Origin of the sequence: Stenotrophomonas lactitubi (assembly GCF_002803515.1) — a bacterium.
Taxonomy (GTDB): domain Bacteria; phylum Pseudomonadota; class Gammaproteobacteria; order Xanthomonadales; family Xanthomonadaceae; genus Stenotrophomonas; species Stenotrophomonas lactitubi.
The window spans coordinates 3,378,163-3,393,956 of sequence record NZ_PHQX01000001.1 but is presented as its reverse complement, the minus strand read 5'-3'; the positions used below and the strand labels follow the sequence as shown (position 1 = coordinate 3,393,956).

Below are 15,794 nucleotides of genomic sequence, written 5' to 3'. Positions count from 1 at the left end.
TCAAGCCACCGACCGGCGGGGCTTCAGCGGCACCACCTTGGTGGCGTCTTCGGCACGGCGGGCGAGGGCGCGGTCGATACGGGCGAACACGTCGCGCATCACCGACGCCTCCGGCAGCAGGGTCACGCGGAAGTGGTGGCGGTAAGGCACGTTGAAGCTCGAGCCCGGCACCACCAGCACGCCATCGTTGTTCATCAGGTCCAGCGCGAAATTGTGGTCGTCGAAGCCCTTGGCGGCGGCACCGACCACGGCCGGGAACGCGTACAGCGCTCCGGCGGGCGCGACCAGCGACAGATGCTCGCTGGCCTCGCAGGCTTCGATCACTGCACGCCGGGTTTCATACAGACGGCCGCCCGGTGCGCACAGCTCGGAAATGGTGTCCGGCCCATTCACTGCCGCGTCGATGGCGTACTGGCCCGGCACGTTGGCGCACAGGCGCAGTGCGCCCAGCAGGTCCAGCGCGGCGCGGAAGTCGCCCAGGCGCGCGTCGTCGCCGCTGAGGTGGGCCCAGCCCACGCGCCAGCCGCAGGCACGGTGCACCTTGCTCAGGCCGCTGAAGGTCAGGCAGGGATGGTCACCGGCCAGCGGTGCGACCGGCTGGAACACCGCGTCGTCGTACAGGATCTGGTCGTAGATCTCATCCACCAGCAGCAGCAGGTTGTGCCGGCGCGCGATCTCGACCACGCGCTCCAGCAGCTCGCGCGGGTAGCTGGCGCCGCTGGGGTTGTTCGGATTGATCAGCACGATGGCGCGGGTGCGCGAGGACACCAGCGTCTCGATCTCGCTCGGGTCCGGCTGGAAGCCATTCTCGGCGGCGCAGCGGTAGTACACCGGGCGGCCATCATTGAGGATGGTCGAGGCCGACCACAGCGGGTAGTCCGGCGAGGGCACCAGCACTTCGTCGCCCGGGTTGAGCAGCGCACGCAGCGACAGGTCGATCAGCTCGCTGACGCCGTTGCCGACGAACACGCGGTCCGGGTGGGCATCCGGTGCGCCACGGCGGGCGTAGGCGGCGGCGATGGCTTCGCGGGCGACCGGCAGGCCCTGCTGATGGGTGTAGGGATCGGTGCGGCCCATGTCATCGGCGATCGCGCGCTGCAGGTGTTCCGGTGCACGGAAGCCGAAAGCGCCGGGATTGCCGATGTTGAGCTTGATCAGCTTGTGGCCCTGCGCCTCCAGCTCCCGGGCTCGCCGCGCCAGTTCTCCGCGGATTTCGTAGCGCACTTCGGAAAGGCGCTCGCGGATGACCAGGGGTTTGGGCGAGGGAGTGGACATGGGCGGTGGGCCGCAGAAGGCATGGGGGTTCCATGGTAGCGGAATTGCTGCAGCGCATGGCAAGGGCTGCAGGGCCCGCCAACATTGGGCTGGGCGGCATCGCACAGGTAGAATGGCGGCGATGACCCAGACCCCCGATTTCACCGCCCTGCAGACCATTGGCTGGCCCTGGCCGGGCCCGCCGGAGCATGCCGACTGGCAGGCCGCGATGGCCGCACACCCGCAGGCCCGACCGGCGCGGGTGATCGAACAGCACCGCACCCACTATGTGGTGGCCGATGGCCCGGACGCGTCGATCAAGGCCGAATCCTTGCCGGAGTGGCAGCGCCCACGCTTCCCCAGCCACGAACGGCCGGCGGTTGGCGACTGGGTGCTGCTGGACGGCATCCGCATCGTCGCCCTGTTGCCGCGACGTACCGCGATCAAGCGAGGCGCCGCCGGTGAGCATTACCACCAGCAGGTGATCGCGGCCAACATCGATACCGTCTTCATCGTCTGTGGGCTGGATGCGGACTTCAATCCGCGCCGTATTGAACGCTACCTGCTGCTGGTGGGCGGTGGCGGTGCCGAACCGGTGGTGGTGCTGACCAAGGCCGACCAGACCGAGTACAGCGATGACGCGCTGGCGGTGCTGGAAGAACTGGAGCTGCAGGGCATTGCGCTGCACGCGATCAACGGCCTGGATGCGGACAGTGTTGCAGTGCTGGAGCCGTGGCTGGGCCCCGGCCACACGGTGGTGCTGGTGGGGTCTTCCGGTGCGGGCAAGTCGACGCTGACCAACACGCTGCTGGGCGAGCAGCGGATGAAGACCAACACGGTGCGCGCCAACGATTCGCGCGGCCGCCATACCACCACCCACCGCGCCCTGATGCCGCTGCCAATGGGCGCGTGCCTCATCGACACTCCCGGCATGCGCGAACTGAAGCCGACCGGCGAAGAAACGCTGGCCGAAGGTGGTTTCGCCGATATCGAAGCGCTGGCCGCGCAGTGCCGCTTCAACGACTGCATGCATCAGCAGGAACCCGGCTGTGCTGTGCGTGCGGCGATCGATGCTGGCGAGATTGAAGAGAGCCGGCTGCAGAACTACTTCAAGTTGAAGGAAGAAGTGGCAGCGGCTGCAGCAAAGCTGGCCGTGCGCCAGGCTGAGACCGCGCAGGAGCGTGGCGGCAGGAAGGGCAAGGGCCAGCAGTTCCGCCCCGCGGGCAAGCCGCGCAGGCGCTGACCCGGATCGCGGGATCGGATCCCATTGCGCCGCAATGGGCTCTGCCCCCGGCAATGATCCCGCTGCTGCCTGCTTCTGGTAGGTGCCAACCTCGGTTGGCACGAACGCGTCCGAAGCCCGCCGTCGGCGGCTGCCAACCAAGGTTGGCACCTACCAAAGCAAGGGCAGGGCGTTATAGTCCGCCCATGGAACCGACCGCGACGCTTGACCGTGACGTGGCCCACCATGCAGCGCTCGATGCGCGCCTGGTCGAGGCCGTAGGAGGCATCCGCCTGCTGGGCCTGACCAGCTGGCCGGCAACCCTGCAGGCACCCTTCCTGGACAGCGTGGCCCGCGGCCAGCCGACGCTGCCGGTGGTCGACTACCCGAAGCTCGATTTCAGCGACGAGCGTCGCGCGCTGGCGGCGCTTGCTGCCGAGTGTGATGAAAGCCATCCGCTGGGCCATTACGTGCGGCAGTCCGCGCAGAGCTGGGATCTGGCTGCACAGCTGCTGGAAGGCCTCGGTACCGCGGCCGTGGATGCCTGTTCGGTGCAGTTGTTCGGGTCACCCGAGCAACCGTTGCCCGGCAACGGACCGAGCACGCGCGATGCAGCGCGCCACTTCATCCAGATTGCTGCCGAACTGGATCACGAACTGCTGGCGCCGGAAGAGCAGGTGCCGGTTTCGGCGATCGCGTTGCAGCTGCAGCTGCAGAATGACCTCGATGCGTTCTTTGAATCACGCATCATCCAGGTGCAGCTGGATCCGGATCTGGTCTCCAAGGCGGCGGCCGGACCGACCCGCATCCGTCTGCGCACCAGCGCGCGTTTCAGCGCCTACGACCGCGCGCAGTTGTTCCACCATGAAGCGCTGGTACATTCGCTGACAGCGTTGAACGGTCGCGCGCAGCCGGTGCTGCCAAGCTTGGCGCTGTCCTCGCCACGGGTGACGGCTACCCAGGAAGGATTGGCGACATTCGCCGAACAGATCACCGGCAGCATCGACATCGAGCGACTGAAGCGCATCAGCTTGCGTACCGAGGCGATTGCGATGGCGCGCGAGGGTGCGGACTTCATCGAGGTATTCCGCTACTTCTGCGATGCCGGACAGAACCCGGAAGAGAGCTTCGCCTCGGCGCAGCGGGTATTCCGCGGTGTGCCGCCGAGTGGTGGCCTGGCCTTCACCAAGGACACGGTGTACCTGCGCGGGCTGGTGTCGGTGCATACCTTCTTCCGCCACATGCTGGCCGAGGATCGCCTGCAGGTCTGCCGTTGGTTGTTTGCCGGCAAGATGAGCCTGACCGATGCGATCGCGTTCGCGCCGCTGTTCGAATCGGGCGTGCTGAAGCCACCGCGTTGGCTGCCGCATTGGATGAGCCGGGCGAATGGCCTGGCCGGCATGCTGGCGTTCTCGCTGTTCGCCAACCGCATCCGGATGGACCAGCTGGCGCCGGAATGAAATGCGTTGGCGGATCCTCCTGCGCCTGTCTGCTATCGGCTGGGAGGAGGCGGGGCACCCTGGTCAGGACACGCAAAAGCCCCTCCATGGTGCTCGATGGCGCCATCCATGGCGCCAACGGTCCTGACCAGGGTGCCCCGCCTCCTCCAGACAGGTTCCTGCGGGCGCGGTAGCAGGTCCACCAGAGGGATTGCGTTAGAAAAGCTTGAAAAGCAAAGAGCCGGGCACTGCCCGGCTCTTTGCTTTTGCTCTTGCTTTCCATTGCCTCCGCGCCGGCGCGGGGAACTGTCCAGCGCGGGTAGGCAGGCCCATGCAGGACCGTTGGCGCCATGGATGGCGCCATCGAGCCCCCATGGATGGGTTTACGGCGTGTCCTGCATGGGCCTGCCTACCCGTGCCATGCAGGAACAATCAACGCGCCGCAGCGCCCGCTTTTGACTTAGAACTCCGCCGCCACCGTCATGAACACCTGCCGCGGTGCACTCGCATGGATCGCATACCGCGTGCCCTTCGGATCGGTCGGTGCGAACGAACTCAGCTGGCCCGCATAGCGCTTGTTGGTCAGGTTGGTCGCGTTCAACGACACCCGCACGTTGCGCAGGCCCATGCCCGGGCCGAAGTCGTAACCGGCACCCGCATCGAAGGTGGTCACGCCCGGCACCGACTGGTCGTTGGTGTAGGTGTAGTAGCGCTTGCCGGTGTACTTGGCACGCAGGCTGGCGAAGAAGCCATCGCGGTTCCAGCTGATCTCACTGGAGGCCATGCGCTGCGGCGTATCCACGGTGATCTTGCCGGCCACCGGTACGATCGCACCGCCCGAGGTGTAGTCATCCTCGTAGGTGGTCTTGTTCCAGGACAGCGCGTTGTACCACTGCAGGCCATCGACCGGCTTGAGGATGAAGGTCAGCTCGGCACCGTGGCTCTTCACCGAACCGACGTTGATGAAGCGCGTCACGCACTCCGGACGTGTGCCGACTTCGATGCTCGAGCACGGGTTCAGCGACAGCAGGCGGTTGTCGAACTTCACGTTGTAGGCCGCGATCGAGGCCTGGTATTTCTCGCCGAAGGTACGGAAGCCCGCCTCCAGGCTCTTGGACTTCTCCGGCTCCAGGCCAGCGCTGGCCGCGAACGATTCCGGCGACACCTGCAGCGGGCCACCGCTGCCACCGCCGACGAAGGCAGCGATGTTCTCCGCATACGAGGCGAACACTTCATTGTTGGCGTTGAGCTTGAAGCCCACGCCCAGCTGCGGCAGCACCGATTCCTTCGCGGTCAGCGTGCCCGAGGCGATGCTGGTTTCCACGCCCGGCTGGGCCTTGGCGGTCATGCGCGTGTTGGGGCTCTTGATGCCCACGTCCACGGTCAGGCGCTGGTCGAGGAAGCGCATCCGGTCCTGCACGTAGAACTGGCGGGTGCGGATGTCGAAGTCCTGGTTGAACAGGCGGCGGTCCGGGTTCTGCAGGTACAGGTCGTCCAGGAACGGGCCGCTGATGTAGTAGAAATTGCGCGAGACGTTATGGTCGTTCTGTTCGTACCACACACCGGCTTCCAGCTCATGGATGCCCACCGCCCACGACAGCGCGGCGGTCACGCCGTCGCGGTTGATGGTGTAGTTGGTGCTGCGGATCGAGATCGGCAGCATCTTGTCGGTGCCCGGGTAGGACGGCTGGCCCGGTGCCCACCAGTGGCCCTGGCCACGGTTCTCATGGTGGTAGCCCAGCAGCTTCAGGCGGCCCTGCTCACCCAGGCGGATGTCGGCGTCGATCGAGTACAGGTTGTCGTCGCGCAGCGCACGGCTCTGGTAGTACGCATCGTCGATGCTGTTGACGCCGCCGCTGAACGCGCAGCGCGACTTGTTGTAGGTGCCCGGTGCGCAGTACGCAGCCGCGACGGCGCGATCCCAGTCCGGTGCATAGATGTTCCAGTCATAACCCAGGCCGCGCGCCAGCATGTCCTTGGACAGATAGGCATAGTTGGCCTGGCTGGCGCGCGAGGTGGCCACGAAGGCACCGAAGCGGTTGTCGCCCACGTTCCACACCGCCTTGGCGTTGAACTGGCGGGTGGTCTGGTTCTGGTACGGCGCGGCCCACATGTCCTGGTCCTGGTGCACGCCGGAGACATAGGCCGAGAAACCGTTGATGTCGCCGGTGTCCACGCGCAGGTAGCCGCGGCGCTGGTTGTCATCACCCGCGGTGATGCTGGCGCGGCCGCCGAACTCGGTGGACGGATCCATCGAGAAGTACTGGATGGTGCCGCCCAGGTTGCTGGTCGAGGCCACGCCCAGCGAACCGATGCCCTGCGACAGCTCGGCGCCGGCCAGGTTTTCGGCGATCAGTGCACGGGCGATGCTCAGGCCGTTGTAGTTGCCGTAGCTGTTGTCACCCAGCGGAATGCCGTCCAGCGTGTAGCCCAGGCGGCTCTTGTCGAAGCCGCGCAGGCTGATGGTCTGCGATTCTTCATTCGCACCGAATGCATCGTTGGACTGCACCGACACGCCGGGCAGGCGGTCGAGGATCTTCTGGCCGCTGGTACCCGGCGGCAACACCTGCTTGTCGACGGTGGTGATGCGCTGCACCTGGCGGGTCTCGCCCTGGCCGATGACCGAGACGGTATCCAGCGTCTGCGCGCTCAGCGCGGTATCGGCGGTGGCGTCGGTGGCTTCAGCGGCGTGGGCGCTGGCTGCGGAAAGCGCGATCGCCACAGCGATCGTCAGGTATCGGGTCTGCATGATGGTCCATTGCATGGGGGGTGGTCACCGGCCCGGGGGGCGCGGTGCATGGCCACTATGCGAACGGAACATGAAACCTTGTTTACGAAAAACCAACGAATGGCGCCGTGGGGGAAGCCGCGCAGGGCGTGAACCTACCGGGGGAGGGGAGTAGACCCACGCCCTGCGTGGGAAAGCGCTAGCCCATGTACAGGCCACCGTTGACCGGATAGTCCGCACCCGTCACGTAGGAGGCCTCATCCGAGGCCAGCCAGGCACACAGGCCGGCCACTTCTTCCGGGCGACCCAGGCGTCGTACCGGCACCGACGCGGCCAGTCGATCCAGCACGTCCGGCGGGAAGCTGCTGATCGCCTGGCTGGCGATGTAGCCCGGCGACAGTGTGTTGACGGTGACCCCGCGCGAGGCGACTTCAGCGGCCAGCGCACGGCTGAAACCGTGCATCGCGGCTTTTGCCGTGGCGTAGTTCACCTGGCCGATCTGGCCCTTGTGGGCGCTGACCGAACCGATGTTGATGATGCGGCCCCAGCCACGCGTGGCCATGCCATCGACCACCTGCTTGGTCAGGTTGAACAGCGAGTTGAGGTTGGAGGCGATCACCGCATTCCAGTCCTCCACCGTCATCTGCCGGAACAGCAGGTCGCGGCTGCCGCCGGAGTTGTTGACCAGCACGTCCACCTCGCCGACTTCGGCACGCACCTTGGCGAAGGCCGCCGTGGTCGACGCCCAATCGGTCGCGTTGCCTTCGGAGGCGATGAAATCAAAGCCCTGTTCGCGCTGCTCGCGCAGCCAGTTGGCCTTGCGCGGCGAGTTGGGTGCGCAGCCGGCGACCACGGTATGGCCGGAACGGGCCAGGCTCTGGCAGATGGCAGTGCCGACACTGCCCATCCCGCTGGTGACGTAGGCGATGCGAAGAGTCATTGCAGAACGCTCCTTGGTAAGGGAATCAGGCCGTGAAGGGATAGAGACCGAACAACAGGCCGCCGACCATCAGCAACAACGAAATGGCGATCGCCCACTTCAGGGTGAACTTCTGGTGGTCGGCGAATTCGACCTTGGCCAGTCCCACCAGCAGGTAGGTGGAGGGCACCAGCGGGCTGAGCAGGTGCACCGGCTGCCCGGCCAGCGAGGCGCGGGCCATTTCCACCGGCGTGATGCCGTAGTTGCCGGCCGCTTCGGACAGGATCGGCAGCACGCCGAAGTAGAACGCGTCGTTGGACATGAAGAAGGTGAACGGCATCGACGCTACAGCGGTGATCACCGCCAGGTACGGACCCCAGCTGTCGGGGATGATCGCCAGGAAGCTGTGCGACATCGCCTCGACCATGCCGGTGTTGTTGAGGATGCCGGTGAAGATGCCCGCGGCGAAGATCAGCGCCACCACCGACAGCACGCTGCCGGCATGGCTGACCACGCGGCGGCGCTGCTCGGCCAGGTTCGGGTAGTTGATCACCAGCGCGATGGCGAAGCCGATCATGAACAGCACCGGCATCGGCAGCACACCGATGATGAGTGCGCTCATCAGGGCCACGGTCAGCGCCAGGTTCACCCACAGCAGCCTGGGGCGCTTGGTGTCTTCGGCATCTTCCACGGTCGGCAGCGTATTGCCGTCGTCGGACACGCTGTTGTCCATCCAGCTGCCACCCTTGGGCAGGGTCACCACGCCAAGGCGACGGCGCTCCTTCAGGCCCAGGTACCAGGCCAGCAGCAGCACGCCGGCGCAGGCGATCACCATCGACGGAATCAGCGGCACGAACACATCGGCCGGGTCCACGTGCAGTGCGGTGGCCGCACGCGCGGTCGGGCCGCCCCACGGCGTCAGGTTCATCACACCACCGGCGAGGATGGTCACGCAGGTCATGTTCAGCGCGTTCATGCCCAACCGCTGGTACAGCGGCAGCATCGCCGAGACGGTGATCATGTAGGTGGTCGAACCATCGCCGTCGAGCGAGATCAGCATCGCCAGCACGGCGGTGCCAAGCACGATCTTCATCGGGTCGCCCTTGACGAAACGCAGGATGATCCGCACCAGCGGATCGAACAGGCCCGCATCGATCATCACGCCAAAGTAGAGGATGGCGAACATCAGCATCACGCCGGTCGGCGCGATCTTCTTGATGCCTTCCAGCATCATTTCGTCGATGCCGGCAGCGAAGCCACCGATCAGGGCGAAGACGATGGGAATGGTGATCAGGGCAACGAGTGGCGACAGTCGTTTGCTCATGATCAAGTACATGAACGTAATGACCATGCCAAAGCCGAGGATGCTCAGCATCATCTGCGGACTCCTAGAGGAAACAGGACGTGGGACGTGGAAGGGGCCCGGGAGCGTGCGCGCCCGGGGAAAACGCGTTTAGAAGTCGAACTGCAGGCGCCCGGTGACCGCGCGCGTGCGGTCCACCGTGGTGCCGGCCAGGCGATCACGGTTGCGGCTTTCGATCACGTTGAGCATGAAGCGCAGGTTGTCGCGCAGGTACCAGTTGCCGCCCAGCGTCCAGCCTTCGGTGCTGCCACGGCGCAGGTCGGGTTGGCCATCGAGGTGCTGTGCGCCCCACATCTGGTCGTAGCGCAGGGCCACTTCGAAGGCACCGGCCTTGTGACGGATGTTCTTGACCCGGGCGAAGCGGCCGGTCTTGCGGTCGTAGGCGCGGCTCTCACCGGTGACGAACCAGCTGAGCATGCCGTAGGCGGCCATCACATCAGCGCGCTGGGCACCATCATCGAAGGTGGCGCCGCTGAACTCGCCCTGCCATGACAGCGGGCCGCGCACCTGCGCGTATTCCAGCGACCACTTGTTGACGTCGGTATCGCGGCCGGCGGAGAAGTCCACCAGGGTCAGGCGGCTCTCGTCGGACAGATGGCCGGCCGGACGCGGGCGGATCTTCAGGCCCGGCGTGCCGTTGCCACCCGGGTTGTCGTAGGCCTCGCGGGCCAGCGACAGGCCCAGGTGCAGCACGTTGCCGTCGCTGGGGGCCGGTGCCCAGGTGACGCGGCCGCCGGCGGCGCGGCCCTTGACCTGCCAGGCATCGATGCTTTCCAGGCTGTACACGCTGGCTGCCCAGGTGAAATCGCCCGGATTGGCCTGCCAGGACGCGCCCAGCCGGTACAGCGGCGCCAGCGTGGTGCCGGCGTTGCCGCGCTCCAGGAAGCTGCCGTAGTTGGAACCGGTGCGGTCATCCAGCGAGAAATACTGCTTGAACTGGCCCACGGTGAGCCGGCCGGCATCGCCGAAGCTGCGGCTCAGGTAGACGTCTTTGGCCTCGACGCGGTCGCCGGAGAAATCGGCTTCCAGCTTGTAGTCGACCACGAAGAACTTGCCGGAAACGTCAACCCAGGCACGGCGGATCTCGGTGTCGTCCTTGTTCGGCGTACCCCGGTTGTCGTTGTCGAAGGTGGCGAAGTCCAGGTGCAGGCGGCCGCCGACCGTGGCGGTCACCGGACGCTCGCCCTCTGCGAAGGCCGGCGCGGCCAGCGCAGCCAGGGCCATCATGGCGGCAGGACGCCGCCAGGCAATACTCAATTCCACAAACCCTCCCAGGTGCACGCCAGGCGCGCGGCAATCGTGGGCACCGGACGGTGCGCGGCCGCAGTCTGTGTCGCGCAAGCTGTCATCGTCCTGTCAGCGGTTTGTGCGGTGCAGCGTAAAAGACCGTCGGGCATGGCCCGGCGCTACCCCGCGACGATGCACCCGGTGGCGCCGAGCCACGCCCGGCGGAACCTGTCAGCATAGGTAGCGCCGGGCCATGCCCGGCGAGCGCAGCGGCGCCATGCGGTAGCATTCGTTTCCCCCCTCACGCCCCCGCCCATGCGCCTGCTGCTGGTCGAAGACAACCCGGACCTGGCCGATGCGATCATCCGTCGCATGCGCCGCAGTGGTCACGCGGTGGACTGGCAGGCCGACGGCCTGGCCGCCGCCAGCGTGCTGCGTTACCAGAGTTTCGATCTGGTGGTGCTGGACATCGGCCTGCCCAAGCTGGATGGGCTGCGGGTGCTGGCCGGCATGCGTGAGCGCGGCGACAGCACGCCGGTGCTGATGCTGACCGCACGCGATGGCATCGAAGATCGCGTGCAGGCACTCGATGTCGGCGCTGACGACTACCTGGGCAAACCTTTCGACTTCCGTGAATTCGAAGCGCGCTGCCGTGTGCTGCTGCGACGTGCGCGCGGACAGGCCAGCGAAGTGGTGCAGATTGGCGGCTTCCAGTTCGACAACGCTGCGCACCGGGTGACCCTGGATGGCGAGCCGATCGAGCTGCCCAACCGCGAATATCGCCTCTTGGAGATCCTGGTCGGGCGCATGGGCCAGGTCGTGGGCAAGGATGAGATCGGCAATGGCCTGTTCGGCTTCGATGACGAAGCGGGGCCGAACGCCATCGAGCTGTATATCGGTCGCCTGCGCAGGAAGCTGGCAAGCGCGCCGCTGCGGATCACCACGGTGCGCGGTGTCGGCTACCTGCTGGAAGCCAGCGATGACAGCACCGACACCGATGGCTGACGCGCGCAGCGCAAGCGCCGCCCCTGGGTCGCTGCGGCGCACCCTGCTGCTGTACCTGGGCGCATTGCTGGCGGTGTTCGCGGTAGCGCTGCTGTTCGCTGCGCGCGACTACGGCCAACGCGCGGCCAACCGCTCCTACGACCATCTGCTGGTGTCCTCGGCCCTGTCGATCGCCGATTCGGTGGCATTGGTGGACGGCCAGTGGCAGGTGGACCTTCCGTATGCGGCGCTGGACCTGCTGGCGATGGCGCCGGAAGACCGCGTGTTCTACCGGGTCACCGACAGCCGTGGCAACCTGATCACCGGTTACGGCGATCTTCCCGCGTCGCCGCGTCGGCCGGGCACGCAACCGCAGTTGTTCGATGCGCCCTACAGCGGCGAGACCGTGCGTTTCGTCGTGGTCGGGCGCAGCTTTGCCGCTGCCTCCGCGCAGGGCGAGGTGCAGGTGCAGGTGGGGCAGACCCGGCGTGCGCGCGAAGCGGTGGCGCAGGAACTGGTCAACCGTGCGCTGCTGGCGATCGGCGTGTTGTCGGGGTTGTTGCTGGCACTGGTGGCCTTCGGCGTGCACCGCGCGTTCCGGCCACTGGTCCGGGTCGAGCGCGAACTGTCACGCCGCGAGCCGTCCGACCTGAAACCGCTGGACGCGCGCGTGCCACGCGAGATGGACCAGATGGTGGCAGCGCTGAACCGCTTCATGGAGCGCCTGTCCAGCAGCAATGAAACCCTGCGTGCGTTCATGGCCGAGGCCGCGCACCAGATGCGCACGCCGTTGGCAGCGCTGCGCGCGCAGGCGCAGCTGGCGCTGGATGACGACGACCCGCAGGACATGCGGCGCAGCCTGCTGGCGATCGAGCGCAACGCCACCCACATGAGCCGCCTGCTCAACCAGCTGCTCAGCGATGCCAGCGTGATCCATCGATCACATCTGCAGCGCTTCGCCACCGTGGACCTGGCCGAGACCGTGCACCAGGCGCTGCACGAAGCACTGCCGCAGGCCGGGCCCGCCCCGCGCGTGCAGCTGGCGATGACGGCCGAGCCGGTGCAGGTGCACGGTGACGCGTTGCTGCTGCGCGAGGCCATCAAGAATCTGGTCGACAACGCGCTGAAGTACGGCGGCGATGGTCCGTTGCAGATCGCGCTGACCGCTGAGGGCGCGCAGGCCGTGCTGACCATCGCCGACCACGGTACGGGCATCGCCGCTGCGGATGCCGAACGCGTGTTCGAGCGTTTCGCACGGGGCGAGGGCGCGCCCTCCGGCGGTGCCGGCCTCGGCCTGGCCATCGTCAAGCGGGTGGTCGACAGCCACGGTGGCCAGATCGATCTCAGCAATCGACCGCAGGGCGGCCTGGTCGCCACCATCCGCCTGCCCCGGAGCAGCACATGATCCGCCTGTTTGCCGCCACTGTTGCCCTGCTGCTGGCCGTGCCGGCCCTCGCTGCGCCCGGCGATGTACGCCGCTTTCCCGCACAGGGCACCGCGACTGCACAGCTGCGCATCCACGGCACCACCGATATCGAGGTTTTCGCCGAGGTCATTGCCGACTACCAGCGGCTGCATCCGGGCAGCGAGGTGGTGTACGAAGACATCATCACCCAGGATCTGTACGCGCGTTACCTGCATGACCGCACCGGACCTGCGTCGCCGGATCTGCTGATCTCCAGCGGCATGGACCTGCAGACCAAGCTGGTCAACGACGGTCATGCGTTGCCGCACCGCTCGGTGCAGACCCAGGCGCTGCCTGCGTGGGCGCAGTGGCGTGGCGAGGCGTTCGGCATCAGTTACGAGCCGGTGGTGATGGTCTACAACACGCGCAGGCTGCCGGCCGCGAAAGTGCCGCACACGCGTCGACAACTGCTGGACCTGCTGCGTGCGGAAGGGGCGCCGTTGCGCGGCAAGGTCGGTACCTACGATATCGAACGCAGCAGCGTGGGTTACCTGCTGGCGACCCAGGATGCCCAGCGCGGCAGCATCGCCGGCGCCCTGCTCGGTGCGCTGGGGGACAACGCGGTGGTACGCGAGGAGCGCACCGGCGTGCTGCTGGACCAGGTGGCCAGCGGTCAGTTGTCGCTGGTCTACAACGTGCTGGGCTCGTATGCGCAGGCGCGTATCGACGCGGGCGCACCGCTGGCCATCGTCGAGCCGGAGGACTACACGCTGGTGGTACTGCGCACCGCGGTGATTCCGCGCACTGGAGCGCACCCGCAGGAAGCGCGACGCTTTCTCGACTACCTGCTGTCGCCACGCGGCCAGCAGGTGCTCGCGCGCCAGGCCCGGCTGATGCCGATCGTGCGCGGCGATGCGCGCGGCGACGATGCGCCCGGGCGCAGCCGCCGCCCGATCCAGCTCGGCCCCGGCCTGCTGGTCTACCTGGATGTGCTCAAGCGCCGCCAGTTCCTGGATGCCTGGCGCAGCAGCGTGGAGCCGGCGGGGCGCTAAACCCAGGTGCCATTCCCGCCGATATCATGTTTCCTGTCGTGCGAGGAATGACCATTGGGAAGGCTGAAGGACAACTTCGAAGACGTTGAAATGATTGGCTCAGGTGTCATGCGCAGCATGCACTGGGCCCGTACAACAGCGGTGAGGCGAGTACTCCTGATTATTGGTTCCTCTGTGATTCTGGTCGGCTTGTACGTTCTGCTGATCAATCATCTGAGTTCGTATCAATTGGAGCGAAGTGACTATCGAGCCAAAGCGGCTGGCCAAGACTATGACGCGATTCAATATGCGGAGTTGCTGGACCTGATCGATGAATGCCTGGCTCCACGAAATGCCGCGCTCGTGGAATTTGCGTGCAGGGCTGCGGACCTGAAGTACTCCGAGGTCCAGCGAGGATCGGCTGTGGTACATCGAAAAGACGTTCTGGAGAGAGGTGACTACCCTCGGATGCGGATTGACGTACGGTCGGCGCAGCGATTGTTGGATCTTCAGCGCATTGGCAGCGTTCCTTCAACCCTGCGTGAGGATCTGTACGAAGTGATGCGCAGTACGTATGGCAAGGTTGGAACAATCCTGCTCTTTGGTGTCGTGTATCTGACGATCTGGTTGGCGCCGCATTTTCTGAATTACAGAGAGTCTGCACTGCGGTCGCGGCAGCCCTCCCCGGGCCATCGACTGGCCGGCGATGCAACTGAAGAAGGTATTCCCTTTGGTGACGTGCCAAACTTGCCCCATGAGCGAATACACCATCCTGATCGCCGATGACCATCCGCTGCTGCGTTCGGCGGTGGTGCAGTCATTGCGGCAGAGCCTGCCGCTGGCGCAGGTGCGCGAGGTCGCCAGCGCCGAAGCATTGGCTGCGGCGCTGGATGCACAGCCCGATGTGGATCTGGTACTGCTGGACCTGACCATGCCGGGCGCGCATGGGTTCTCCGCGCTGCTGCACGTGCGCGGTTCGCACCCGGACATTCCGGTGGTGATCCTGTCCTCCAACGATCATCCGCGGGTGATCCGTCGCGCCCAGCAGTTCGGCGCCGCCGGATTCATCCCGAAGTCGGCCCCGGCCGAAACCATCGGCGAGGCGGTGCAGGCGGTACTCGATGGTGGCCTGTGGTTCCCGGCGATGGCCGCCGAGCGTTCCGAGGCCGACGCGCTGCTGGCCAGCCGTTTGGCGCAGCTCACGCCGCAGCAGTTCCGGGTGCTGCTGTGCCTGGCCGACGGGCTGCTCAACAAGCAGATTGCCTATGAGCTGGGGTTGGCCGAGAACACGGTGAAGGTGCACGTGACCGCGATCCTGAAGAAGCTCGAATGCCACAGCCGCACCCAGGCGGCGGTGCTGGTAAAGGCATTGGAGCCGGAAGGCGACGCGCGCGCCGGGTTGGATGGCTGATCGCGGCAGGACATCGAATCAAGTACTGAGTCGGTGTTGATTCTGTTCCGCTTCCTCGATCAGTGTCCGCTGATCGAGTTCAGTTCCGGATCGATAGAGAAAATGAATCTGTTTTCGTATCCCGCACCGATACTCTCAGCTACTTCCGCGTAGCTGTATGTGGGAGACGATTGGTCTGACGCCAGCCTCTGGACCCATGCCTCGTGATCGGCGTTGCTTCGGGCTCGAGCGATGCCAATGCATATGCTCAGGCCGCACGCAAGGCGCTCAAGAACGGTGTTCTGATCCATTGCGCGGATGAGAGACGATCGATAGTGCCTGGCCAGGTCCTGCGCATCAGGGCTGGATGCTGCGTCGATGGTCATGCGGTCGATTGCATCATGGGTACTACGACTCGACCGCAGAAGGTCTTCAGCCGTCTGGCTTGAGATGCCCCTGTTTGCCATGAATCCAGACTCGACCTGAAGGTACTCGGATGTGCGTTCCGTACGATTCCCGCTCGACGCCGAAATGCCCTGATTCGACAATGTGCGGCCACGCGGGTTGGCTGAGTCGGGCGTGTCTGGATGACGCTGGCCGATGCTGCCTTCTTCTGTAGTTCCCTGTTGATTCCCGTCTGCTTTCGGTGATTTGCCATCGATGCATCCGCTGCAGCAAAGGCCGAGGAGCGTCGCCACGATCGGGCTGAAATATCTTGTAAATGCAGGAGGTACGGGAGAAACGGGCACGATCAATGCCTCTGGTCTGGCTGGCCGATTGGCCCGGTCATGCAATTTTCTGATCTTCAGCAACGGTGGTAAGTAGGGCAATT

13 protein-coding genes are annotated in these 15,794 nt (G+C 65.8%); 7 read left to right on the top strand and 6 right to left on the bottom strand.

Annotated elements, in window-relative coordinates; genetic code table 11:
• Positions 1-1,275, bottom strand: coding sequence for a pyridoxal phosphate-dependent aminotransferase (locus CR156_RS15835; RefSeq protein WP_100553518.1), 1,275 nt, complete (start codon positions 1,273-1,275; stop codon positions 1-3).
• A 112-nt stretch (positions 1,276-1,387) separates the two neighbouring features.
• Between CR156_RS15835 and rsgA the strand changes: the two genes are divergently transcribed.
• Both rsgA and CR156_RS15825 read left to right on the top strand, forming a co-directional pair.
• Entirely contained in the window at positions 1,388-2,497 is a 1,110-nt protein-coding gene (gene rsgA, locus CR156_RS15830; RefSeq protein WP_100553517.1) for a ribosome small subunit-dependent GTPase A, read from the top strand.
• Between the two features lie 185 nt (positions 2,498-2,682).
• Positions 2,683-3,936, top strand: a complete 1,254-nt coding sequence (locus CR156_RS15825; protein ID WP_100553516.1) for a flavohemoglobin expression-modulating QEGLA motif protein — start codon at positions 2,683-2,685, stop codon at positions 3,934-3,936.
• A 439-nt stretch (positions 3,937-4,375) separates the two neighbouring features.
• Here CR156_RS15825 and CR156_RS15820 read toward each other — a convergent pair whose 3' ends face one another.
• From CR156_RS15820 to CR156_RS15805, 4 genes are all read right to left on the bottom strand, one after another.
• Positions 4,376-6,664 carry a TonB-dependent receptor gene (locus CR156_RS15820; RefSeq protein ID WP_100554203.1) on the bottom strand — a complete coding sequence of 763 codons (2,289 nt, stop codon included), beginning with the start codon at positions 6,662-6,664 and terminating at the stop codon, positions 4,376-4,378.
• A 178-nt stretch (positions 6,665-6,842) separates the two neighbouring features.
• Positions 6,843-7,583, bottom strand: coding sequence for an acetoacetyl-CoA reductase (gene phbB / locus CR156_RS15815; RefSeq protein WP_025874115.1), 741 nt, complete (start codon positions 7,581-7,583; stop codon positions 6,843-6,845).
• Positions 7,584-7,608: 25 nt separating this feature from the next.
• Positions 7,609-8,937, bottom strand: a complete 1,329-nt coding sequence (locus tag CR156_RS15810; protein ID WP_100554202.1) for a CitMHS family transporter — start codon at positions 8,935-8,937, stop codon at positions 7,609-7,611.
• 78 nt (positions 8,938-9,015) lie between these two features.
• Positions 9,016-10,152, bottom strand: coding sequence for an OprO/OprP family phosphate-selective porin (locus CR156_RS15805; RefSeq protein ID WP_100553515.1), 1,137 nt, complete (start codon positions 10,150-10,152; stop codon positions 9,016-9,018).
• A 315-nt stretch (positions 10,153-10,467) separates the two neighbouring features.
• Between CR156_RS15805 and CR156_RS15800 the strand changes: the two genes are divergently transcribed.
• The 5 genes from CR156_RS15800 to CR156_RS15785 are packed head-to-tail and all read left to right on the top strand — an operon-like array spanning position 10,468 to position 14,983.
• Positions 10,468-11,157 carry a response regulator transcription factor gene (locus tag CR156_RS15800; RefSeq protein ID WP_100553514.1) on the top strand — a complete coding sequence of 230 codons (690 nt, stop codon included), beginning with the start codon at positions 10,468-10,470 and terminating at the stop codon, positions 11,155-11,157.
• Positions 11,150-12,541 carry a sensor histidine kinase gene (locus tag CR156_RS15795; RefSeq protein ID WP_100553513.1) on the top strand — a complete coding sequence of 464 codons (1,392 nt, stop codon included), beginning with the start codon at positions 11,150-11,152 and terminating at the stop codon, positions 12,539-12,541. The genes CR156_RS15800 and CR156_RS15795 overlap by 8 nt, the downstream gene beginning before the upstream one ends.
• A complete protein-coding gene (locus tag CR156_RS15790; protein ID WP_100553512.1) occupies positions 12,538-13,593 on the top strand; it encodes an ABC transporter substrate-binding protein in 1,056 nt (351 codons plus the stop codon). The genes CR156_RS15795 and CR156_RS15790 overlap by 4 nt, the downstream gene beginning before the upstream one ends.
• A 54-nt stretch (positions 13,594-13,647) precedes the next feature.
• Positions 13,648-14,358 (top strand): hypothetical protein, encoded by a 711-nt coding sequence (locus CR156_RS22765; RefSeq protein ID WP_133120097.1) that lies wholly within the window; start codon positions 13,648-13,650, stop codon positions 14,356-14,358.
• On the top strand, positions 14,327-14,983 hold the full coding sequence (locus CR156_RS15785) for a response regulator (protein WP_100553511.1): 657 nt from the start codon (positions 14,327-14,329) through the stop codon (positions 14,981-14,983). The genes CR156_RS22765 and CR156_RS15785 overlap by 32 nt, the downstream gene beginning before the upstream one ends.
• Positions 14,984-15,042: 59 nt before the next feature.
• On the opposite strand, the gene CR156_RS22760 is transcribed toward CR156_RS15785, so the two are convergent.
• Positions 15,043-15,711 carry a hypothetical protein gene (locus CR156_RS22760; protein WP_133120096.1) on the bottom strand — a complete coding sequence of 223 codons (669 nt, stop codon included), beginning with the start codon at positions 15,709-15,711 and terminating at the stop codon, positions 15,043-15,045.
• Positions 15,712-15,794 lie beyond the last annotated feature (83 nt).

Bases quoted from the DNA above. Each gene is read 5' to 3' on its own strand.
- CR156_RS15825 (WP_100553516.1), top strand. From the start codon at position 2,683: ATGGAACCGACCGCGACGCTTGACCGTGACGTGGCCCACCATGCAGCG.
- CR156_RS15810 (WP_100554202.1), bottom strand. From the start codon at position 8,937: ATGCTGAGCATCCTCGGCTTTGGCATGGTCATTACGTTCATGTACTTG.
- phbB (WP_025874115.1), bottom strand. From the start codon at position 7,583: ATGACTCTTCGCATCGCCTACGTCACCAGCGGGATGGGCAGTGTCGGC.
- CR156_RS15820 (WP_100554203.1), bottom strand. From the start codon at position 6,664: ATGCAGACCCGATACCTGACGATCGCTGTGGCGATCGCGCTTTCCGCA.
- CR156_RS15800 (WP_100553514.1), top strand. From the start codon at position 10,468: ATGCGCCTGCTGCTGGTCGAAGACAACCCGGACCTGGCCGATGCGATC.
- CR156_RS15805 (WP_100553515.1), bottom strand. From the start codon at position 10,152: ATGATGGCCCTGGCTGCGCTGGCCGCGCCGGCCTTCGCAGAGGGCGAG.
- rsgA (WP_100553517.1), top strand. From the start codon at position 1,388: ATGGCGGCGATGACCCAGACCCCCGATTTCACCGCCCTGCAGACCATT.
- CR156_RS15785 (WP_100553511.1), top strand. From the start codon at position 14,327: ATGAGCGAATACACCATCCTGATCGCCGATGACCATCCGCTGCTGCGT.
- CR156_RS15790 (WP_100553512.1), top strand. From the start codon at position 12,538: ATGATCCGCCTGTTTGCCGCCACTGTTGCCCTGCTGCTGGCCGTGCCG.
- CR156_RS15835 (WP_100553518.1), bottom strand. From the start codon at position 1,275: ATGTCCACTCCCTCGCCCAAACCCCTGGTCATCCGCGAGCGCCTTTCC.
- CR156_RS15795 (WP_100553513.1), top strand. From the start codon at position 11,150: ATGGCTGACGCGCGCAGCGCAAGCGCCGCCCCTGGGTCGCTGCGGCGC.